General features: G+C 27.6%; 27 protein-coding genes. 2 read left to right on the top strand and 25 right to left on the bottom strand.

Translation table 11 applies throughout. The annotated features are described in order from the left end of the window. Positions 1–508: 508 nt before the first annotated feature. The 10 genes from CURI_RS15810 to CURI_RS07140 form a co-directional block, all read right to left on the bottom strand. Positions 509–682 carry a hypothetical protein gene (locus tag CURI_RS15810; RefSeq protein ID WP_014967572.1) on the bottom strand — a complete coding sequence of 58 codons (174 nt, stop codon included), beginning with the start codon at positions 680–682 and terminating at the stop codon, positions 509–511. A gap of 789 nt (positions 683–1471) precedes the next feature. Beyond that, positions 1472–2152 (bottom strand): hypothetical protein, encoded by a 681-nt coding sequence (locus CURI_RS07170; protein WP_014967571.1) that lies wholly within the window; start codon positions 2150–2152, stop codon positions 1472–1474. 3 nt (positions 2153–2155) lie between these two features. Further along, complete coding sequence (locus CURI_RS07165; RefSeq protein WP_014967570.1) at positions 2156–2359, bottom strand: hypothetical protein; 204 nt, start codon at positions 2357–2359, stop codon at positions 2156–2158. A gap of 2 nt (positions 2360–2361) precedes the next feature. Next, complete coding sequence (locus CURI_RS07160; RefSeq protein ID WP_144276008.1) at positions 2362–2607, bottom strand: hypothetical protein; 246 nt, start codon at positions 2605–2607, stop codon at positions 2362–2364. Further along, a complete protein-coding gene (locus tag CURI_RS15805; protein ID WP_187287426.1) occupies positions 2607–2780 on the bottom strand; it encodes a hypothetical protein in 174 nt (57 codons plus the stop codon). The genes CURI_RS07160 and CURI_RS15805 overlap by 1 nt, the downstream gene beginning before the upstream one ends. A 792-nt stretch (positions 2781–3572) precedes the next feature. Beyond that, positions 3573–3734, bottom strand: a complete 162-nt coding sequence (locus tag CURI_RS15800) for a hypothetical protein (protein ID WP_187287425.1) — start codon at positions 3732–3734, stop codon at positions 3573–3575. Between the two features lie 623 nt (positions 3735–4357). Then, complete coding sequence (locus CURI_RS07150) at positions 4358–4948, bottom strand: accessory gene regulator B family protein (RefSeq protein WP_014967567.1); 591 nt, start codon at positions 4946–4948, stop codon at positions 4358–4360. Continuing rightward, a complete protein-coding gene (locus tag CURI_RS07145) occupies positions 4945–5232 on the bottom strand; it encodes a hypothetical protein (RefSeq protein ID WP_014967566.1) in 288 nt (95 codons plus the stop codon). Before CURI_RS07145 ends, CURI_RS07150 begins: the two co-directional genes overlap by 4 nt. A gap of 45 nt (positions 5233–5277) precedes the next feature. After that, complete coding sequence (locus CURI_RS15795) at positions 5278–5418, bottom strand: hypothetical protein (RefSeq protein WP_187287424.1); 141 nt, start codon at positions 5416–5418, stop codon at positions 5278–5280. After that, positions 5415–6260: a hypothetical protein gene (locus CURI_RS07140; RefSeq protein ID WP_420805156.1), complete on the bottom strand. Its 846-nt coding sequence runs from the start codon at positions 6258–6260 to the stop codon at positions 5415–5417. Before CURI_RS07140 ends, CURI_RS15795 begins: the two co-directional genes overlap by 4 nt. Positions 6261–7117: 857 nt before the next feature. On the opposite strand from CURI_RS07140, the gene CURI_RS07135 reads away from it, so the two are divergent. Next, the gene (locus tag CURI_RS07135) at positions 7118–8833 is read left to right on the top strand and encodes a recombinase family protein (protein WP_014967564.1); all 1716 of its coding nucleotides are present in this window, start codon (positions 7118–7120) and stop codon (positions 8831–8833) included. Here CURI_RS07135 and CURI_RS07130 read toward each other — a convergent pair. From CURI_RS07130 to CURI_RS07095, 8 genes are all read right to left on the bottom strand, one after another. Further along, entirely contained in the window at positions 8828–9622 is a 795-nt protein-coding gene (locus CURI_RS07130; protein ID WP_014967563.1) for an FAD-dependent oxidoreductase, read from the bottom strand. The two genes, CURI_RS07135 and CURI_RS07130, sit on opposite strands and share 6 nt — an antisense overlap. After that, on the bottom strand, positions 9615–10583 hold the full coding sequence (locus CURI_RS07125) for a sulfide/dihydroorotate dehydrogenase-like FAD/NAD-binding protein (RefSeq protein ID WP_014967562.1): 969 nt from the start codon (positions 10581–10583) through the stop codon (positions 9615–9617). Before CURI_RS07125 ends, CURI_RS07130 begins: the two co-directional genes overlap by 8 nt. A 110-nt stretch (positions 10584–10693) precedes the next feature. Further along, complete coding sequence (locus CURI_RS07120) at positions 10694–11815, bottom strand: D-alanyl-D-alanine carboxypeptidase family protein (protein WP_014967561.1); 1122 nt, start codon at positions 11813–11815, stop codon at positions 10694–10696. Between the two features lie 58 nt (positions 11816–11873). Then, positions 11874–12296, bottom strand: coding sequence for a GerW family sporulation protein (ytfJ, locus tag CURI_RS07115; protein WP_014967560.1), 423 nt, complete (start codon positions 12294–12296; stop codon positions 11874–11876). A gap of 27 nt (positions 12297–12323) precedes the next feature. Continuing rightward, positions 12324–12938: a DUF2953 domain-containing protein gene (locus tag CURI_RS15020; RefSeq protein WP_014967559.1), complete on the bottom strand. Its 615-nt coding sequence runs from the start codon at positions 12936–12938 to the stop codon at positions 12324–12326. Between the two features lie 81 nt (positions 12939–13019). Then, the gene (gene scpB / locus CURI_RS07105) at positions 13020–13559 is read right to left on the bottom strand and encodes an SMC-Scp complex subunit ScpB (RefSeq protein WP_014967558.1); all 540 of its coding nucleotides are present in this window, start codon (positions 13557–13559) and stop codon (positions 13020–13022) included. A 15-nt stretch (positions 13560–13574) separates the two neighbouring features. Further along, positions 13575–14312, bottom strand: a complete 738-nt coding sequence (locus CURI_RS07100) for a segregation and condensation protein A (protein WP_014967557.1) — start codon at positions 14310–14312, stop codon at positions 13575–13577. Positions 14313–14332: 20 nt separating this feature from the next. Beyond that, positions 14333–14977 carry a site-2 protease family protein gene (locus tag CURI_RS07095; protein ID WP_014967556.1) on the bottom strand — a complete coding sequence of 215 codons (645 nt, stop codon included), beginning with the start codon at positions 14975–14977 and terminating at the stop codon, positions 14333–14335. Positions 14978–15833: 856 nt separating this feature from the next. On the opposite strand from CURI_RS07095, the gene CURI_RS07090 reads away from it, so the two are divergent. Continuing rightward, on the top strand, positions 15834–16055 hold the full coding sequence (locus tag CURI_RS07090) for a hypothetical protein (RefSeq protein ID WP_041701627.1): 222 nt from the start codon (positions 15834–15836) through the stop codon (positions 16053–16055). A 212-nt stretch (positions 16056–16267) separates the two neighbouring features. On the opposite strand, the gene CURI_RS07085 is transcribed toward CURI_RS07090, so the two are convergent. From CURI_RS07085 to spoIIM, 7 genes are all read right to left on the bottom strand, one after another. Continuing rightward, complete coding sequence (locus CURI_RS07085) at positions 16268–17080, bottom strand: alpha/beta fold hydrolase (RefSeq protein WP_014967555.1); 813 nt, start codon at positions 17078–17080, stop codon at positions 16268–16270. A 438-nt stretch (positions 17081–17518) separates the two neighbouring features. Next, positions 17519–17698 carry a hypothetical protein gene (locus CURI_RS16535; protein ID WP_420805155.1) on the bottom strand — a complete coding sequence of 60 codons (180 nt, stop codon included), beginning with the start codon at positions 17696–17698 and terminating at the stop codon, positions 17519–17521. After that, on the bottom strand, positions 17695–18738 hold the full coding sequence (locus CURI_RS07080; protein ID WP_228370465.1) for a D-alanyl-D-alanine carboxypeptidase family protein: 1044 nt from the start codon (positions 18736–18738) through the stop codon (positions 17695–17697). Before CURI_RS07080 ends, CURI_RS16535 begins: the two co-directional genes overlap by 4 nt. A gap of 192 nt (positions 18739–18930) precedes the next feature. Next, positions 18931–20256 carry a pyrimidine-nucleoside phosphorylase gene (locus CURI_RS07075; RefSeq protein WP_014967553.1) on the bottom strand — a complete coding sequence of 442 codons (1326 nt, stop codon included), beginning with the start codon at positions 20254–20256 and terminating at the stop codon, positions 18931–18933. Between the two features lie 30 nt (positions 20257–20286). Next, entirely contained in the window at positions 20287–21105 is an 819-nt protein-coding gene (locus CURI_RS07070; protein WP_014967552.1) for a purine-nucleoside phosphorylase, read from the bottom strand. Between the two features lie 99 nt (positions 21106–21204). Further along, complete coding sequence (gene xerD / locus CURI_RS07065) at positions 21205–22095, bottom strand: site-specific tyrosine recombinase XerD (RefSeq protein ID WP_014967551.1); 891 nt, start codon at positions 22093–22095, stop codon at positions 21205–21207. A gap of 44 nt (positions 22096–22139) precedes the next feature. Continuing rightward, positions 22140–22757, bottom strand: a complete 618-nt coding sequence (gene spoIIM, locus CURI_RS07060; protein WP_014967550.1) for a stage II sporulation protein M — start codon at positions 22755–22757, stop codon at positions 22140–22142. Between the last annotated feature and the right edge of the window lie 16 nt (positions 22758–22773).

Raw genomic sequence — 22773 nt, 5'->3', positions numbered from 1 at the left:
GTTAACCTTTTTAACTTCTCGGTAGATTTCCTATCATTTTGTAATATTTCACATACAAGATCTCTTGATTTATAATCCGGATTACCTCTCCAAAACCTTTTCAGATATATTTCTCCTTTAATTTCTATCTTCTCTTTCGGTTGCGAATATAACTTGCTAGCATGTCAATATTTTGTCTATGGTGCTTTTGGACATCTTTAAAATAATTTTTTATATTTCCGTTTTCTAGCCTTAATGTAAAGTTATTGATCCTCTCTATTGTCATATACTAGCCCTTTAAAGGTCTATTAAAAGTGATTTTGTTGTCTCTAAGCTATCAGCCACTTATCTTTTTCTTTGTTATTATGTTTAAAATTATTTATTTTTTATTATATTTCCGCCATTTCAGCAATTAACATAGATATTTAATTTAACTTTATAATTTGTTCAATTATTTATGATTCTATATTTACTCAAATATTTTAATTATTTTTTAAGATTAAAAGAACAACAAGTAGGCTCTTAGTCTCTATCTCATTACTAAAGTAGATATTCCCGCTACAAATCCACAATGTAAGCATATAACTTCTACTACAGGATTTACCTTTCCTTTTTGTTCCCACTCATAACTACCGTTTTTACTGCTTAAAGGATAGCTGCTTGATAAGTTATTGCATATATCCCATTCCATGCCATTACACATAGGGCATCCTTTTTAAAATTTTCACCTATATGATTTATAATTTTATCTTTATCCATCTACTATCACTCCCCTTTACATATAAATTTCTATGTAAAAGATAATATTCCTTTATTTCTCTGATACCATCCTAAATATTTACTATTTCAAATTTTCACATATGAACTTGTTCTTAAAATTACTCTAGCTTTAGTTAAATCTTCATGAAATCCCAATATAGACTTAAGTCTTTTATGATTTTTTCTAAACTCTTTCTCTTTTACCTCCATTTCTTGAAAAATCTTGTTTTTAGCGACTGTTTATGTCTTTACTGCTTAAGTTTTCTCTTTATCAATGAGGTATTTTCATTATTATATTTTTTTAGAAAATCTTTGTTTTCTATCACTATAAGTGAATGTAAAACTTAAAGCGTTGAAGCTAGGGAGTATTCTTTATTCAAGCCAGATTCGTTATAAGATATAATGTTTATTTGTAATATCATATAATTTAAAAGTTCTTTGTATTGATTGAAATATTTTCAAAATCAATATTATTTTCTTTTTGTATTTTGGGTTTCCCATAACATGATTTTCAGCACAGACTTTCATTATTCTTAGTAATAGAACAATTATAACAAGCATGATATTTATATATCTTTTTATTAGGGATCTCTTATTGTAGAGACCCCTATATTTACTTAGTCATAATTAGTTTCTAAAAACTCTGCATACTCTTTCTCAGTCATTGGTTCTTCGTCATTCCAATAACATATTCGTAGATATTCTTCATAGCTGTATCTCCTCATAATCTCATCTACCTTTGCTTATTTTGACAATCTCTACACAATGCTCGTCCAAATTTATTATTGCTATATGCATTTACTGCTTGTATAATATCTACTCCACATTCTAAGCACTTATAGTCTGTTTCTTTATCTTTTTCAGTGTTGCTTTTACTGTTCGTATTGCGATTAATATTGTCTGCTTTTATATGCTTTCCTGTCTCATATCTTACTGTTCCTTGGTTATCAACTATAACTAGTCTATCTATCTCTTTGTTTTCGTTATAACTTATTTCTTTAACTCTAAACTTTGTTTTGACATTATACTTTCCTTTATTCTCAATTATCTCATTACTATTTAAACTAATCCATATAAAAGGAGCTGTATAAAGTTCTCTACCTATACCTAAGTTAAAACATGCTCTTTTAAAGCTATCTGATGCTTGCCCTTTTTCTTTTTCTGCATAGCTTTCAACTCCAACATCTTGTTTACTAATCCACATTTGTTTATCTTTATCCCAAACTGATATAGTACAAAACAGGTTATTATTTATAAGCTCATGCTTTCTTTGCCATCCCATTATTCCAAAGGTTTCATCTAGTATTTTCATATCACATCTTGCATCTTTAAACAGAAGCAAAGAACATCCATTTTGCTTTACTGTTTGTACTCTACATTCTATTTCATCAGACCTTAATGCCCTGATATTCACTTTCTATACCTCCTCTTTCACTTTCTCAAGTGCTTCTATTGTACTTTCTATAAGATTCTTATATTCTGTTAAACTAATCACTCTACTTCTTGCATAGTCTCTCATGTCTTTTGTATATTCTTTATTCTCAATTGCTTTTATGTGTATCTGTAAGTTTTCATCTATATTTTTAAGTCTGTATTTCCATTCCTTTATAAGCTTTTTCATGTTTAATATCCTTTTGCTATCTTTCTGAAGATATCTGCTTTATCTTCTTTTAGTGAATACCTGTCCTCTTGACACTTATTAATATCTAATTTTAATCTTATTCTAAGTTCATGTAAGCGTTCAGTTGAAGGCTCTATTATATTTAAAATCTCATCACCACTAATTGCTTCATCACCTTCTAAATCATTTAAAGTATTTATGGCTAACTCTACTTTTTTTAGTGATTCTACTGACTCTGTATACATCACTATACTTCCTCCTTCATTAACCAATTTATGCATTCTTCTAGTGATTTGAACTTTTGTTTATAAGCTTTCCCTATATTATTATTTACTGCTATATATAAATTAGCCTTGGTATCTTTTGCCCAAAACAGACCTAAAGGTTTATGAGTATTTATAACATCTCTTATAATTTTCATAATCATTTTCGTCATTCATTCCTAAAGCTATAACTTGTTCTCTAGTTTTTTGTGATCTATTTAAAATCTCTTTTTCTTCTTTTATGTATCCTTTATCCAATCACTATTTTTTTAAAATTTTTATGCTATCGTTATTTTTTAAAGATTTAAATAATGATTCTTTAAAGCATGTATATTCTTTTGTATTTTTTCTTTACACTTTGTTCTTAAAGGAGATATTGATAACTTTTATAATAGTTCTAAGAGATTTAAATTATTGAATTATTTCTCTTCATAAAGCTCATTTCTATGTAGTATAACGCTTATATTAAACATATTTTTAAGCTATCAAGTTTAAGTTCTTCAGAGTGTCAGATCTGAAGAACCTTTTTCTTTTTAATTTATTGGCCAATAAAGCTATAATCTTCACTTTTAGTTCTATTGTTTCTTGTGTTTGTCATTATATATACTGATAACTATTATATCTATAGCTCTATCTTATAAACTGTAGAGTCTCATAGTATTATTCCTCGATTCTAATAGTTAAATAATTATATTAAACATTTAAGATCTTCTTATTATGTTATTATTATTTTCAACCGTATTTTAGTGTAAATCATAAGATCTAATTGTATATTCTATAGCAGCACACGTTATTTAATTCTATTTTTATAGCGAAGGTTTATTAATGCACTACCTTTCGTTATATTTTGTCCTTTTCTTAAAATTTAAGATTAATCCTTTAATACTGTAAAAAGCAACTATATACAAATAATTTTTAAAGTCTAATGTTGTGTTTATCTTACGTCTTTTTTAAAGAAATTCTTCTATATCTTCTTTCTCTAATTCTTTTATAAGATGATCTACTTTCTCTTTTGTACCTAACTTCTTTATCCATATATCTGTGAGTACATCAGTCATTCTTTCTTTTAATGGTTGAATATCTTTAGGCAAAATCAGTTCAACTTTATACATTTTCAACCTCCTTACTAAATGCTATGTGTACCACTGAATGTCCTATGACAGTCTATTAGCTAGTTTAAAGCTAAGTTAATAATTAACTAATTTGAAGTAAATATACTTCTTCACTACCTTATAGCTTAGCCTGCACTTACTTCTTTTTATGAGCTTATATTTATAGGATAGTTTTATCTTAACTTTTTCCATAGTGTTACTTTCCAATATTCTAACACTAATATATAGATAACTAAAAGATTAGGAACATAGAAATATCTAGTTTAGAATCTATTAAAATAAATCTAAATGACTTCATTTAAGAAATGATAAAATTTATCTGTATTTAAATTATTACAGTGTAATATGTAAAATTACTAAATATATAAACGCTTTGAGAATTCTTTTAAAAAATACAAAATTCAACATATCCTTAGTTAAACAAAAGAGAGGTAAAATCTATTAATAGATTTTACCTCTCTTTTGTTTAACTAGCTTTATAATCTAAGCTTATATATCGCAGCCATATTTATCTATATAATTACCATACCAAAGTATATATTTTATCATTACTATATTCCTCCTTGTCTTATACTAATAAGTCTACAGCATAAAAGGAATATTTGTTTGTGAGCTTTATTATATTATTTTTTCTCATGTCCTGCAATTTTTTTAATATATTGAATTTTACCAATTAAGCAGTTTATTACTGTAAAAATTAGCGCTAAAGATATAAACTGATTATTTGTATATAAATTTATTGATAACATTATTATTAGGACTATAATCCCCTGTTTTTGTAACTTTAATTTATGTTCTTTCTTTAGCTTTCTCACTACATTATCTACCGTTCCTATTTTAGCCAGCATGAAAGCAGAAGTAATGCTCATAATTATAAGAATTTCGCTTTGGGTATGAGTATTTTTAAATAAGAAATATACGATGAGTGGAAATATTAGACTTAATATAAAACATCCCACTTCACTTTCTAGATGCATTCCACCAAACTTTCTTTTTAAAATTAAAAAGCTAATAGTAAATACATATATATCATTATCTATTGTAAATAGATTTGATAATATAACTAGCATTGTTATAAGTAGAGTAAATGTCATGATTCTATAAACTATATATTCTAACACTTCTCTCCATTCGTCTTTATCATGTTTATCTTTGTTATATTTATCGGTATGTTTATATATTTTATATGCAAATAGTTTAATAATTCCATTCATTTCTTTGCTCCTGTTTTTTTAATTAGCTTTTGTACAAAAGCCTTACTTGTTAATTTATCCTTTTGTATATCTAGTACATTTGATATATTATTTTCATTACTTTCTATAATTCTCTTCATTCTCTTTCTTATAGTAGAATAGTCTCTTTCAAATTCATTTATAATAGTTTGAACGAAATTATCACACTGATTATTTCCTTTAAATATAGATATTATTTTATACAGAAATGCTCTATCCCTGAAGTTATCTACTCCAAGCTCATTAAGTAATTCAGTTATTTTCAACTAACTCCCTCCTCTTTAAATAAGAACAGGAGGAAGCTCCTGTTCTTATTTTTCTAGTGCTTTTGACATTTTAGTTTTCCAAAATGCTGCAGAGCATGTTTGAGCTTGTACGGCTAACATTGAAAATAAAGAAACTATTAACCTCATAGTAGTTTCTATTAGTTTAAGAGCAAACTTTTTATTCATTCAGTCACCCTATTAGGTATATCTAATTCTTCAAGATATTGATCACAGATTTTTTTATACTCCCTAATTCTCTCCTCATCTGCTAATTCTAATAAGTCACGAAGGATTGCTTCATCTCCCTGTAATAAAAATTCCTCAAAAATATAATAGTTTTTTGTTCTGTTAAGAAGATACAATACTATGAATATAAAAAGTATATTTTCCATAAAATACATAAACATGTTTAATCTTATATAGCTATCTTCAAGTTTTAAATTACTAATATTTAACTTTACATATAAGTCTGAATAGCTAGCATTAAATATTACGCATAATACTAATAAAGATATTATAAATACAATAGTTATTTTTTCTTTAATCTTAAGATCTCTCCATTTACACGAGATCATATTTATATTACTTATGTGCATATTAGCTTTATAAAACAATACTAAAATAATAATCTGAATAACTCTAGTTATAATAGTTACATTAATTCTATTCTTAAAATAGACTCCATTTTCTATATACTTTAAAACTGGAAATGTAACTATTTCTGATGAAAGTATTAGAAACATAACTATACTTCCAATTATTATACTTTTTCTAGTGTTCATCTCGAATATAAACTTATAACTTGCTATATATGTAATAAGACAAAATATACTTATACTTTGAATACTTGTTGCTCTACTCCTAATAAAATATATACCTATTAAAATAAACATTACTGATATGAAAAGTTTTAAACCCCATAGTCTTATCTGTTTAAAAAAATCATTACTAAATCCAAGTACTAATCCTATTAAAATTACAATAAATACTTCTGGTACACCTACTATTAATATTTCCTTAAGAGTCATAATATCCACAAATACATCACCTCTTATATTAATCTTAACACTTATTGTTATATTAGAGAAGTAGGGCTTTTGTCGACATCTTCCGACAGGAATTGTAAAATCATTTGATTGATTGCTAATTTTACACATTTAAATAAATGTCAAATTTTGCGATAGATACATGCTTTTTAGAAAATATTTGAGCTTATTGTTTTTATAATGATTGTAGATAAAAAGAAAATTTGTATCAACTGTTTTAATATTTATATTAGTACTAACTTCTATTTCTGATATCGCAAAATGTAAAGACATAGATGCTAATATTAATAACTATAGTTCAACACCTAGAGAATAAACTATTAATGATAACTTTTATAGTTACCAACAATAATTTATAAAAAAGTCATATAATTTCTAATAGCATCAGATCTGCTCAGACTTTAACTTATCATTTATATGGATCAAATCTGAATATATTATAATTGATAGATAGAAATTATATAGTGAAGTTAATCAAATTAGAGATAAAGATATACATAATCTAGTATCAAATTATCAAGTGCTTAATTTTAGACAATTATTATTAAGCAATCCTAATCTTCCTATAATTAGTCTTAGCTCTTTTCTAATTAATTTATCTTTATCCATTTTTATCGCCTCATTTAATCAACATTATCGCTTAACCATACTATATCGAGGCACATATTTCAATATATAAAAACGTTATTTTCCCATACTTCAGTTGGTATTAGAGTTTACACTCTAATATATTTATAAACAGTAATATAATAAAGTAATTAGTTCATAAAGTCAGCAATTAAAAATATATATTATAATATGTACTAATTTAAACACTAAAAAGCAAAGGAGATGAAAATTTGAAAAGAGTTGCTATATACTCCCGTAAATCTAAGTTTACAGGAAAAGGAGATAGTATTGAAAATCAAATTGAAATGTGTAAAAGCTTTGCTACTAGACAGTTAGGTGAAGATCTTAAATTTATATGTTATGAAGATGAAGGATTCTCTGGTGGGAATACTGATAGACCTCAGTTTAAAAAATTAATGAAAGACGCTAGAAATGAAGAGTTTGATGTTCTAGTGTGCTATAGATTAGATAGAATAAGTAGGAATGTTGCTGACTTTTCTGTCCTAGTTGAAAAATTGCAATCTCTTAAAATAGATTTTATTTCTATAAGGGAGCAGTTCGATACCTCTACACCTATGGGAAGAGCTATGATGTATATCGCTAGTGTATTTGCACAGTTAGAAAGAGAGACTATTGCTGAACGCATAAAAGACAATATGATTGAGCTTGCTAAGAATGGAAGATGGACAGGTGGTAGAATACCATTAGGATTTAATTCTGAAAAAGTAGTATATATAGATAACAAAGGATCTAAAAAAGAAAAATCTCTTTTAATTATAGATGAAAAAGAAATGAATTTTGTTAAGTTCCTATATGAAAAATACTTAGAGTTAGGTAGTTTACATAAACTTGAAATCTATATGCATGAAAACAATATAAAATCAACAAATGGTATAATATATGAGAAATCTACATTAAAAATAATTCTTCAAAATCCTGTATATGTGAAATCTAGTAATAAAGTAATTGACTACCTATTGAAAAATAATTGGGAAATATATGGAGAGCCTGATGGTATGCACTCACTACTAACCTACAATAAAACTGAAAATATTAGTAGAGGTGGTAAAAGTGTTAAGTTAGTAAACACTACTGGCAAAAGATTTGCGGCCGTCAGCAAAATAAAGGGAGCTTTAGAACCCGATCTATGGTTAAAAGTGCAAGAACAGTTTGATATAAATAGAGATAAGTTTCCACGACTCGGAAAAACTCACAATGTACTTTTAACAGGTAAAATACGATGTGGCTATTGTGACAGTTATATGACTGTTCAGCATGGAAGAGTGTCTAAGGTTACAGGTGAAAAAGTATTTTACTATGTATGCTCTCTTAAAAAAAAATCTCGAAAAAAGCTATGTGATAATAAGAATGCTAATGCTTCAGAGTTAGATGATTTAGTTATAGCTAGCCTTAAAAAACTTGCCGAAGAAAAGAATGAATACATATGTAAATTGAAATCTAAAAATAAAGAAATCCTAACTAATAGTAAAAGTGAATTAGAAAAAGTCACAATCGAAAATACTTTGAAGGAAAAGAAACTTCAGATAGATAATTTAGTTAATAAGCTCTCTATAAATACTAGTATAGATGAGATACTTATGGATAAAATAAAATCATTAAAAGAAGAATGTAATGGCCTTAGCAAGAAATTAAAAAATATAGATAGTGAAACAAAAGATATAGAAATGGAACAATTAGATATTAGTTTTATTTCAAGTATATTAAATAGATGTGCTTTAATTGATAAACTTTCTAGAGAAGAACAAAAACAACTAATAAATGCTTTAATAGACACTATATATTGGTACGGTGATAAGAAAAAAATAAGAATTAAATTTATAGGTACTAGTACGGATCCTGATAGCAATTATGGTGATTTTTCCACAAGGGAGTATACAATTGATGAACTGGAGCAACTCAATTCAGAGTTGTTCTTTTGTTCATAGTGCATGACCAGTATCTAGTAAGATCACATTCTGTGCGAATTCCTTTAATGCATATTGCTGACAAACCTTAATATTAAGTTTTTCTAAGTTTATATCCTCATCTGGAATTTTTAGTATCACTACGCCTTCCCTATTTAAGGTCTCAATAACCTCTTTACTTAATGAATCTTTATTTAACTTGCAAGATCCACTAAACGCACCATAGCATTCATCTCCTCTTTTTCCAACTATATCTTCAATTCCAGCTAAACTACTAATACTTGCTCTTGGCCCATATGAAGGACATCTTAATATGCACATGGAGCAACCATTTCCATATTTTAAACAGTTACCTATTGGCCCCGTGGATCCAGTAGTTTCTATAAATACATCACCATATACTATAGTTTCATCTGCTAATACTATACCTTTTAATTTACTATCTTCCATTATAACGTCCATAGCTCTGGCTTCAAGAAGCACTTTTATACCTCTGTCTTCTAACAATCTTCTTACCTCGGGTTCTACTTTAGTAACATCATATAGTGTGGCATGATCATGTCCCGGAAATTTTATATTTTTATGTCTAGCTACTTTATCTGTTATATTGAATAGTTCAGAAGCACCCAGTAAAATATTTTCTTCTGTAGCAGTAAATCTACCATTATTTCTCATTATACCGCCTACATTACCTAGTCCTACTAAAAGATCTGTTTTTTCTATTAATGTGACATCACCACCAGCTTTTTTAGCACTTAGTGCAGCTGCACATCCGGCCCATCCTCCTCCAATAACTATAACTTTAGTCATTAAGAACTCTCCTCTCTATTACTTTTCTTGCATCTAATTGCGTTTTACAAGATTTTGCTCTTACTCCATCTGCTAGCCTTATAGTACATCCACCGCAAACTCCTTCCCCGCAACAAATTTCATTATTATTAGTAACTACTATAAATGGATCTTTTTTAGTTTCATCAATCATTCTTATTATTGAACTGTGAAGTACATCAGATCCGCCACTATAAACTAATCCTATATCATTATTTTTTAGGATATTCTTAATTAACATTTCACCACTACTACTCTGGAGATTTGTTTCTATAGTTTTCATATTTAAACCTTTTATAAAATCCTTTATAAACACATCTCCTATAGCTCCTTTATCCACGATAAACGTCACATTATTTTGGTTCTTAAGTAATTTCTTTACTACCAGTATTGCTGGTGCTTGTGCAATTCCTTTTACTACTACAAGACATTCCTTGTTTGATACTTTCTTTAAGTTTTTCATTCCATATAATCCATTCCAGTAAGGTCCTCTAACTAGATACTCTTCTCTATCCTTCTCAAGTTTCTTTGTTTTAGATCCCAATATTTGATACGCTATATATATATATCCATTTACTTCATCTACATCCATTATAGACATTGGAGTATCGAAATAATGTGGTAACTCTTCTCCTCTTAAAAAAACATAAGCACCAGGTTCCTTCAATTGTCTTGCTAATGTGTTATTTACTTTAAGTTTTAATATAATGCAATTGTCACTTATATTTTTTATCTCCTCTACTTTAGCAACATTAGACTCCCTTTGCTTTTTCCTCTTACAACCATTCATAACATATTCCTGATATATGCATATTCCCCTCCAATTACACTCACAAAATTCCTTTCCTTGTAAGTGTGAGCACGTTATACAATCATTTGTTTCAGCTAAGTAACAAGGACAATATTCACTTCCTGCATCAATGCATTCTAGTCTATGTTTCAAAGATTTATCCTCCTCTCAAAATATAATATTATAATATATAGATTATTTTATAATTCATATTTTGTTACAAAAAATATAAAGGTCTGATTTTATTAAATCAAACCTTTATACTATATTATTTTCTTAAGCATATCTTTTATTTTATTATATTTACTTTTTTCACTTACCTTATCATTAGATACTAAATCTGTAGTAGATATTAACTCTCCTTCTAGAAATGTTTGTAATTCACCAATTTTATCCCCTTTGTTAATAGGTGCACTTAATTCCTTAGGTAATTTCACAACTGTTTTTATTTTATCCTTTTCTTCCTCTTTCAGTGGAATTATTAACTCATCTTTTGTAATTACTGATATATTTTCTTTAACTCCATTTATTACATCTATATTCCTTATGAATTGATTTTCACTATAGATTACAAAAGATTTATAGTTTTTAAAACCATAATCCATTAAAGTATAGCAGTCATTAAACCAGTTTCCATCATTAAGTACTACAGCTATTAGTTGTGTACCATTTCTAGTTGCAGTTGTGACAAGACATCTTCCTGCAGCCTTTGTAAAGCCTGTCTTTCCTCCATCTCCACCTTCATACTCCCATAGTGTATTATTTTTATTATAAAAATGTTTATTTATTTCTCTCTCTGCAATCCATGTTCTAGCTTTTGATATTTCTCTAAATTCTTTACTTTTAAGAGCCTCTTTGGTTATAATAGCCAGATCATAAGCTGTGGTATAATGATTTTCATCATGCAAACCATGTGGATTCATAAAGTTACTATTTTTAGCTCCAATCTGTTTAGCTTTTTCATTCATCATTTTAGAGAATTCTTCAGTTGAACCTCCTATTTCATTAGCTATAGCCGTAGCCGCATCATTTCCTGATCTAAGCATAAGGCCATATAGTAAATCTCTTAGTGAGATTTCTTCATTCTCAGCTAAATATATACTTGATCCTTCTATTCCAACAGATTCCTTTTTAATAGTTACTTTTTTATCTAAATCGCCTTTCTCAATTGCTACAAGTGCAGTCATTATTTTAGTAGTACTAGCCATTGGGAGTCGTTTATCACCATTGTTTGAATACAATATTCTACCTGTAGCAGAATCTATTAAAACAGCACTTTTTGCTGATAATTTTATACTATTATCTTCTGTACCATATACAGTAACTATACCACTTTGAAATAATATTATAGCTATAATAATGGTAATTAGTCTTTTAAACTTCATATTATCACTCCAAATAGTCCAAGTGTAGTTTTGTATTGAAAAACTAAAGAGCAGTTGTTTACTCTTTAGTTTTCATAATCACTTTCACATATATCATTGTCATTATTTTTTTACTTTTATCATTTTTTTTCATTTCATTTGATATTTTAGGAATAAAGTCTAATATACTATTTAGCATATTATTTCCTTGATCTACAGGTAATAGCTTCATCTTACTGTTTCCAACCACCATGAAAGCTACTGGTTGAACTGATACTCCAGCTCCTGACCCACCAGCAAAAGGAATTTCCTCTTCTCCTTCTTTATCCACAACATAATTTCCACCACCAGATGCAAATCCAAAAGAAACTTTAGATATAGGTATTATTACCTGGCCATCCGGAGTCTGTACAGGGCTTCCTACAATCGTGTTTACATCTATCATGCCCTTAATGCTTTCCATAGTAGTTTTCATTAGTCCCTCTATAGGATGATCTCCCATTTACTTCACCACCTTTTAAATTTGTAACTAAATGTTTACAGGTTTCGCTTTACGTCTTGCAATAATAATATTTACTAATCTCAGGATAATTATACAGTTAAAATTTACTTCTAAAATATTCTTATTAAATTCTGGAGTAATATTTATATTCATTTCTGTAAAACTTTTTTTTCTAGTTATAACGTTTATGGGTATTCCAACTAGAAAATTAGTAGCTCCATAAATTATCGCAGTTGTAGCAGCATCATTTAATCCAACCTTAATATCTAGATTAAATTTCTCTATTATCATTTTTTCCAATATGTAATTTAATATTTCTTCATATATTTCCTTATTTTTTTTAATAATATTTATATAATTTTTTATTTCATTTAAATTTAACTTCTCTTCTTTTTTTGTATATGAATCTTTTTCTTTCCGAGCTGTGATTGTCTTTAAAAGAGGTTTATTTTCATGTAAAATTAAATCTATAAATTGAACTTCATATTGGTGCTTTAATAATCCTTGAAGCGTAGAAGCTCTTATGCTAAAGTAGCTATGTTCATCCTTTATTTTTATAGTAATCTTTATTTTATAAGTACTTAACAATATAGCGAATATAATTATAAATATAAAAAGTATAAAAAATATAATTAATTTCAATCTAATTCACCCCATTCTATATATACAGTTTAAAAGTTATTTTTCCCAATAAAAAAAAAATAACACAAAAACTTGTGTTATTTAAATATTCTTCTCTTCTTTATCTTCAATTATTTCTTTTAACTGAGGTAATTGTTTCAATGTATCTAGTCCAAAACACTTTAAAAACTCATCTGTAGTACCATACAATATGGGTCTTCCTGTTTTCTCTAATCTACCAGCTTCTTTTATTAACTTCTTTTCTAATAAAGTTGATATTGCCTTATCACACTTTACACCTCTTATAGCTTCTATCTCACTCTTAATTATCGGTTGTTTATAAGCTATAATAGATAGTGTCTCCAGTGCAGCAGCAGAAAGTGTTTTACTTTCCTTTGGTACGCAAAGTTTTTTCATCCATTCAAAGTGTTCTGCTCTTGTACCTAACTGATATGTATTATTAGTTTTTAGTATTTGTATACCTCTTCTTTCATAATTAAACTCATCTATCATTTCATGCAGTATATCATTAACTTCCTTTTCAGGGATTTCCAAAACGTCCCTAATGTCTTTAATCGATAAAGGGTCACCCCATGTAAATAATAACCCTTCAATTACAGATTTTATCTCTCTCTTATCCATAAGGCACTCCTAGTTTTATTTTGTATTTTTTAATTCTACTACTATTCTTGCAAAATTCCCTTCTTGTTTAATAGATACAAGTTTTTGCTTTATAAGTTCTAGTAAAGCTAAAAATGTCACTACAACCATTGCTTTCGTATTTTTATCTTGAAATAAATCTTCAAAAAACACTTTTTTTCTATAGTTAACCATATCTAAGATACTATCAATACTTTCCTCTATTGTTACTTTATCTCTTGCTATTTCTTTATATTCTACCTCTTTTTCATAATCAATACACTTTTTTAATATTTCTTTATACACAACTATTAAGTGGTCTAAGTCTATATTTTCGAACGCAATATCCTCTTCTTCATATTCTATTTCTTCTTTTGCTTTATAATAAATCTTACTATATAATTCTTCTCTAGATTTTAGTTTTTCAGAAGCATCTTTATACTTTTTGTACTCTATAAGTCTTCTCACTAAATCAACCCTCGGATCTAACTCGTCCATAGATTGCTGAAAACCTTCATCTTTCTTAGATACAGGTAAAAGCATTTTTGATTTAATTTCCAATAGTGTAGCAGCCATCACTAAAAATTCACTAGTAACGTCTAGATCTAGTTCTTTCATAGTTTCTATATGAGCTATATATTGATCTGTTATCTTAGATATAGGTATATCATATATATCAACTTTTTCTTTTTCTATAAGATGATAAAGTAAGTCTAGTGGGCCTTCAAAAGATTCTAATATAATATTATACTTCATTTTTTTCTCCTATTTTATATTTATATTAATCTAATTAACATATTTATCATATCCATTATAAGGCTATTGCCTATAAATAATAATTTTCCTAGTATTTTATCAATTCTATTAGTTATTAATAAAACAATTAAAGCTGCATATAGGTATCTTTCATATTGATAAAACTTAATTTCATATTTCAAAGGTAGTAAACTTGCTACAACTTTAGAGCCATCTAGCGGAGGAAATGGAAGTAAGTTGAATATTCCAAATGATAGATTGTATTGCATAATTATATACACAATGCTTATGAAAATATCATTTGCTTTTAACTTAACACTTATTACAAGCACTATTATAGTAATAATTACTATAATAAAATTTGTAAAAGATCCAGCTAATGAAACAATTATATTATCTCTTTTTCTATTTTTAAAATTATTTGGATTTATTGGAACTGGTTTTGCCCATCCAAATCCAATTACATACAACATTATAAAGCCTAAAGGATCTATATGTGATATTGGATTTAAAGTAAGTCTCCCATAATTTTTAGCTGTAGAATCTCCTAGAAGATATGCAGAATATCCATGAGCAAGTTCATGAAATATGATGGCAATAAGTAGCCCTGGTAAGGCAATTGATTTAGCTATTATCCAATTGAACATATTATCTACTGCTAGCATTATATTCACTCCATTTCTTACATTAAATATTTATATACTACACAAAAACTTATTGATATTATATATTTAAATTACAAATCTTACCGGTCTATTTAAAAATATGAATATAAAATAATGTTTTTATCTTACATCCCTTCAAATTTAGTTACTATCTATTATACAATCTACAAGTGAAAAAAACTAGATTAATTTCTTGTCTTTTTCATTTGTAGATTGTACAATGCATGTTATTGATTAGTAAAGCTTTAGTATAATTAAAAGCTCCTTTCCTATATGCTTACTTAGTTTTGACTCTATTTCTGCAAACTAGCCTTCATTTTGTTTAATTTTAAATATTTTTAATTAGTAATTTTATAATAACTATGTTAGAAATACCTCACTAATTTCACTTTATGGATTTTTTGTATTTTTTGTTACCCTATAAAAATTTCTTTATACTTATAAGATTACTATTAAAGATAATCTTAAGAAATAATTTAATATTTATCGTTAACTTATTATTAATTAAAAGAATTAAGAGAAATATAACAAGATTTACATTTTTTATAAAACCTTATGTTAATTTATAATTATATTCTTATGCATTCATAATATCATGATTATATAGATAAAAGTAGTATGTCAAACTAACTCTATCATTTTTAACTTGTAATTCCTGTATTATATATAATAAAACTTTATTTATATTTTAAATCTAAAATAAACAATAATCATTAATTTTTTACTTTTTTATTAGATTTCTTATAGTATTATTTAAAATTATATTATAGCCATATTTTTATAAGTGGAAATTTAAATAAATATTTCTCTATATGAAATAATAATAAAGTATTATTTTATATAGGGAGGATTTATAATGACTTTATGTTGCAAATATGAGAAATTTAGTTGTTCTTTTCCGGGTACAGGAGATCTTTGTTATAGATATAGTAAGTGTACTGAAGATCATTTTTGTCCAACACCTGAATCAGGTTATAAACTTATAGGTTCTTATCCTATCGCTGATTGTAATCAATGTCAAAATATGATTCTAGGAACACTTCCTAACAGAGGTAATATAAAATCCTTTAATAAATAATATTAATATAGAAAGTATTATTTATTAGTAAAAGAGATGAGGTCTCACCTTCATCTCTTTTGTTTAGTATGTATTAAATTTTTAATAATTCTTTAATCTCATTTTATAATATATTTTAATAAAATATACTTTTTCAATAATAAATTACTCTCATTTCTAAATTAGATTTTCGTGAATAACTTATCATTTTGTAACTTTCACCTTTCACTTTTTTATTCTGTAATAAATTTTGTTAGTTCTTCGTTAAATTTATCTCGTTGATCATAGAACGCTCCGTGACCACTATATTGAAACGGTATAAGTCTTGAATTTTTAATTCCTTGTTCTTGTAATTTGCCTAGTTCAAATAGAACAACTTTATCATGAATACCATGAATAATTAATGTTGGAACATTTATCTTCTCTAAGTCATAAAATAATTCTTCACGTAACCAAGTATTTGCTATTGCAGCAGTTGCCCATCCTGCTGCTTGTAACCCTAATTGTAAAAACCAACTAGCAAATGGCTCTGTTATATGCTGAAAGAAAAATATGTCCCCGAAGTTGCTTAACATTTTAGGACGATCGTTATATGTATCATGAATGATATTAGTCACTACTTCTCTGTCTAGACCATATGGAAAATTAGGACGTTTAATGAGACTAGGAGTCGCTGCTGCAAAAAGAGCAAGCTTGGATACTCCATGTCCATTATGTCTAGCCATGTATCTAATAGCAATTGCTCCCCCTGTTGAATGACCCGCTAACACAAAATCATTTAGTTTTAATGCATCAACCACAGCTCGGACATCATCTGATAATCTATTGTAGTCATATCCCGTAAATGGCTTATCCGATTCACCAAACCCTCTTTGATCTATACCAATGCATCTATATCCTTTTTTAGGGAGTTCATTAAACTGATATTCAAATAGCTTATGACTTCCAGGCCAACCGTGTAAAAATACAATTGTTTTTTTGCCTTCTTGATTAAGATCCTCTACATAAACCTTTACATTAGGTTCTACTCTAACATAGTATCCCATTAAAACACCTCCAGTAATTGAATGCTCATATTGAATTGTTATTCATTTAATAGCTAGCTTATGAACAATTGCACTATCTTTCGAATATTGTATTGTTCGTCTTTTTCACTACATATAACTATTTTTATATTTATTAATTTCACTGTATGAATTTAATAAATCGGAAACGTTAATTGTCCTATCAGCATTTAATAAATATAATATTTGCCTTATTTAAGCTGATTATTTAATTTTTAGTTCTATCTTTATTTTTATAGTTCAGTTTCCTGGGAAATTTTTATATCATAATTTTAATTTATATTTTTTATAATTCTGAACTTTTTTCTCTTTATTTTTTATATATTTAGTCTTTCATCTAAGAATAAAGCTATCTAAAACTAATATATAAAAAGCTAGATATATTTTCATACATATATCTAGCTTTTGTATAAATCATATTTAATTTCCAATTATACTCTTAAAACTATTGTTAAATAAATTTTTAAATGAAGCTCTTTCTATTTTCTCTTTAGTGACAAGATTTACTTTACCATATTCTTTTCCATTTATTTTAACTATATACTCTCCTACAACTTGATTTTTATTTAGTGGTGCATCTATATATTCAGGAAGTTTTATTTCTTTTTGTATATTTTTATTTTCACCTTTTTTATAAGAATATTTAAACTATCTTGAGTTACTATAGACGTTTCTTTTATATTACCTTTTGCTACGGGTAATTTTTTAATCAAGTCACCTTTTTTATTTACTGTTACAGAATCATACATGGCAAAACCATAATCTAATAATTTTTTTGTTTCGTTGAACCTCACCTGAGCCGTATTGCATCCTAAAATAACACTAATTAAACTTAGGTTTCCTCTTTTAGCAGACGCTGATAAACAGAAACCCGCGTCATTTGTAAATCCTGTCTTAATTCCATTAGCTCCTTGATAAAACTTTATTAGATTATTTGTATTAACTAAATTTTGAGTTACATCTTTTTTCTTACCTACTTTTATTTCTCCCATCCATAGAGATAGCCAATCATTTATCTTGGGATGTTTTAAGAGTTCTCTTGACATTACACTTACATCATATGCAGTAGAGTAGTGTTCTTCATCAGGAAGACCTGTGGTATTTTTAAAGTGAGTATTTTTCATTCCTAGTTCTTTTGCTCTCTTATTCATTCTATCTATAAATAAATCTAAACTACCACTTAAGTGTTCTCCTAGGGCTGTAGAAGCATCATTAGCCGATCTTAATGCAATAGCTTTTAAAAGATCTTGTACAGTTTGAACTTCACCTTCCTCTAGATAAACTTGGCTACCTCCCATTTTAGCTGCATTCTGACTTACTACAACTTTATCTTCCAATGTTATTTTTTTACTTTCTAGATCTTCCATTGCAAGAAGCATTACCATTATTTTTGTTATACTAGCTGGTGGTAGTTTTTCATGTATATTTTTTTCATATATAATATCTCCTGAACTAGAGTCTATTAATATCCCTGATTTTGCATCTATATCAAAAGTTTGCTTTGGATTATCTTTCTGATCTAAGTTTGCGAATGCATATACTGGACTTATTCCAACTGAGAAAATTAAAGCCATTGAAACAATAATACATATTTTATTTTTAAATAATTTAAATTTATTAATTATAGTACCTCCTTCCAAACTAATTTTAAACTACTTTAATTGCTATATTTATATTATTTAAATTTTATTTAGTTTAAATTTATCTTAACCATCAATTATTTAAGTTATTCAAGATCTTTTTCACAAAAAATGAGACTATCTTCGTGATTTGGAATAATTCAAACTGTATCCCAATTAGCAAAAATAGCCTCATAATTTTAATAATATTTTTTAATATAATATTTTTTTGTTTTTATCAATTACTCCATATATTAGCTTTTTATTTGTAATTTCTTTGTCGCTAATTTTAATTATATCTTTTAATTTTTTTATAACTTTTTCAGCTTTTTCTATGTCATTACTATGGATAAATGCTAAAGTTTCACCTTTATTTATTTTATCATTCACCTTTTTTGATAATACAATTCCTGCTGATAAATCTATTTTACTTTCTTTAGTTTCTCTTCCCGCTCCAAGTTCAAGTGCACATTTTCCTATTTGTTCCGCATTTATCTTTTCTATATACCCTTCTTTATCGCTTGTTACGGCTAGAACATGAGAAGCCATAGGTAGTTTTGAAGTATCTTCTATGTAGCTAATATCTCCATCTTGTAATTTTACAAGTTCTTTTAATTTTTCTAAAGCTTTACCGTTTTCTAAAACTTCTATTAGTTTTTTCTTACCTTCATCGAAGCTACTTACTTTTTGGCCAAGTAGTAGCATATAAGATCCTAGTGTTAAACATAACTCCAGTAAATCTTTAGGTCCTTCATTTTTCAATATATCTATTGCTTCTTTTACTTCTAGTGAATTTCCTACTGAGTATCCTAATGGTTCATCCATATTAGTTACTATAGCTACACTTCTCCTACCAACATTTTCACCTATGTCTACCATTTCTTGAGCCAACTCAAATGCACTTTCTTCATCTTTCATAAAAGCACCACTACCTACTTTTACATCTAGTACTATTGCATCCGCTCCTGACGCGATTTTTTTACTCATTACGCTACTTGCTATAAGAGATATATCATCAACTGTTGCAGTTACATCTCTTAATGAATAAATTTTTTTATCTGCGGGAGCTATGTTGGTTGTCTGACCACCAATACATATATTTATATTATTTACTATTTTAACAAAATTATCTTTACTTATATCCGTATTAAATCCTCTTATAGAGTCTAATTTATCTAACGTTCCGCCAGTATGACCTAGCCCTCTACCTGACATCTTTACAACTGGCAAACCACATGCAGCTACCATCGGTCCTAGTGCTAATGTAGTTTTATCTCCTACACCTCCAGTACTATGTTTATCTACTTTTATTCCTTTTATAGATGATAAGTCAACTTTTTCACCTGAATTTACCATAGCATTAGTTAAATTTACAGTTTCTTGCTTTGTCATCTTTTTTAAATATATAGCCATAAGAAGTGCTGACATTTGATAATCCGGTATATCTCCTTTAGTGTATCCATCTATAAAAAAATTTATTTCTTCTCTCGTTAATTCTTTTCCATCCCTCTTTTTCTGTATAATATCGTACATTCTCATAATTTTAGCCTCTCTTCTCTAATATCTTACTTATATATTTTTAATTATCTCTTTTATTAACTTTATAAAGTCATCTTTTGCTTTTTCAGAAGTTTCAATAACCTCTTGATGATTTAAAGGTTGATCTAATATACCGGATGCCATATTAGTTATGCAAGATATACCTAATACTCTCATCCCACCGTGTCTTGCTACTATGACTTCAGGGACTGTTGACATACCAACTGCATCAACTCCTATAATTTGGGCCATTTTTACTTCAGAAGGTGTTTCATAGCTTGGACCTGTAGTCCACATATAAACACCTTCTTTAAGTTCTATGTTTAAGTCACTTCCAGCTTTTTTAGATATTTCTATTAGCTCTCTATCATATGCTTGTGACATGTCTGGAAATCGAGATCCTATCTCTTCATAGTTTTTTCCTATAAGAGGATTCCTTAAAGTAAAGTTTATATGGTCATTTATGATCATTAAATCTCCTGGTTTGAAAGATGTATTACATCCTCCTGCGGCATTAGTAATTATTATTTTCTCACAACCTAAAGAATTCATTACCCTTATGGGAAAAACTGACGAATCTAGTGAATATCCTTCATAGAAATGAAATCTACCTTGCATTGCTAGAACATTCTTTCCATTCAATGTTCCATAGACTAATTGTCCCTCATGTCCTTCAACTGTTGATACTAAAAAATTTGGTATTTCATCATATTTAATTTTTATTGGATTTAATATTTCCTCAGCTAAACTACCTAATCCAGATCCAAGTACAATACTTATTTCGGGTTTGTCTATACCTTTCATTTTTAGAAAATCTGTGGTTTCTTTAATCTTTTTTAATAATTCCATTTATATATCCTCCTATAAAGTTAACGATTAATTTTTTTACAACAATAAGTTTATTATACCCCTCATATTATAAAAACCCCATATTAATTTAATGGGGTTTTATGCTCTTGGATGTGAGCTTTTATATACATCATTTATTTTTTTATTATAAACCAATGTATATCTTTGAGTTGTTGATATATCTAGATGACCTAGCATATCTTGTACAGATTTTAAATCCGCTCCATTTTGAAGCAAATGAACAGCAAAGGAATGCCTTAAAGTATGTGGGGTTATCTTTTTATCTATTTTGGCTTCCTTAGTATAGTCCTTTACTATTTTCCAGAACCCCTGCCTAGTCAATCTTTTACCGTGATAGTTAACAAACAAAGATCTCTCACTTTCATCTTTTATTAACTCTATTCTATAGTTACTTATATAGTCTATAATTATATCTGATGCAACCCTTCCTATTGGAATAGCTCTCTCATTAGGGGTATCTTTAGAACAATATATATAATTCATATTTAGGTTAATATCTTCTATATCTAATGATATAAGTTCTGAAACTCTAATTCCTGTAGCATATAATAGCTCTAACATTGCCTTATCTCTCATACCTTTAGCAGTATTTTCATAAGGCTGTCCAAGAAATAAGTCTACTTCCTCGACAGTTAGTATACTAGGTATTTTCTTTTCTTGCTTTGGAGTTTGTAAGTTTATAGTAGGATCTTTCTGGATCTTTCCTTCATTTAATAAAAATTGGTACAAACTTCTGATAGAAGCTATATTTCTTGAAATAGTAGATGTGGACTTACCTTCTTTCTGTAAATGCATTAAGTATGTTATGATCAACGTTTTATTAACTTGAACTATAGTGTTTTCTCTATGCTTTTCTAAATATTCACTAAACTGCTTTAGATCTCTAATATATGACTCAATCGTATTGCTAGAAAAGTTCCTTTCGCGTTCTATATATTCTTTAAAACTTAATAATATAGTATTATCCATATCTATTCCTCTCTTGTATAAGTTTACCTCTTATAAAAATATGATTATGAAATAAGTTTCATAAACATAGGTGTGGCATATGATTCTATTAAAATACCAATTATAGATATTAAGAATAGAATTCCTATAACTATGCTATATCTTGTGAGTTCATTTAAAAAAACGAACTTGTTACTTTTATTAGTCCTACTTTTTATAATCTTAATAGAAAATCCTATCGATACAACACTAGATGCGATAATCCATGGTATTAAAAATATATTTTGTGGCAATATCGATAATATAGAAAATAAGAATCCTTTTAACCCTAACTCTTTTACTAAAAAGCCCACTGTAAAGCCAACCACAAAGCCTCTTAATAATACTACTCCAGCAACTAAGGGTATACCTATAACTGTTATACCTAAAAACCATATCATAATCAAAGTTTGCAAATTGTTTTTAAATGATTGCTTAACCAATAAAATATTATCTACATCATTTTCATTTATCACTTTGAAGAAAGAATCCAAAAACTTTATAAGTTCTTCTTTTTGTGTACCTTTTAGCATATTTATTGTTATAGCTCCCGAAGAAATTCCTATCATAAAAACTATAATCAAAGCAAAATATAGAAGAACATTATCTTTTACATGCTTCTTAAAATTATGTAGTAGTTTCAATCTAAGTAGTCCCCCT

This window comes from Gottschalkia acidurici 9a (assembly GCF_000299355.1).
In the GTDB taxonomy this organism is placed as follows: Bacteria; Bacillota; Clostridia; order Tissierellales; family Gottschalkiaceae; genus Gottschalkia; species Gottschalkia acidurici.
The sequence above is the reverse complement of the archived record's forward strand: the minus strand, read 5'-3'. Positions and strand labels throughout refer to the sequence as shown.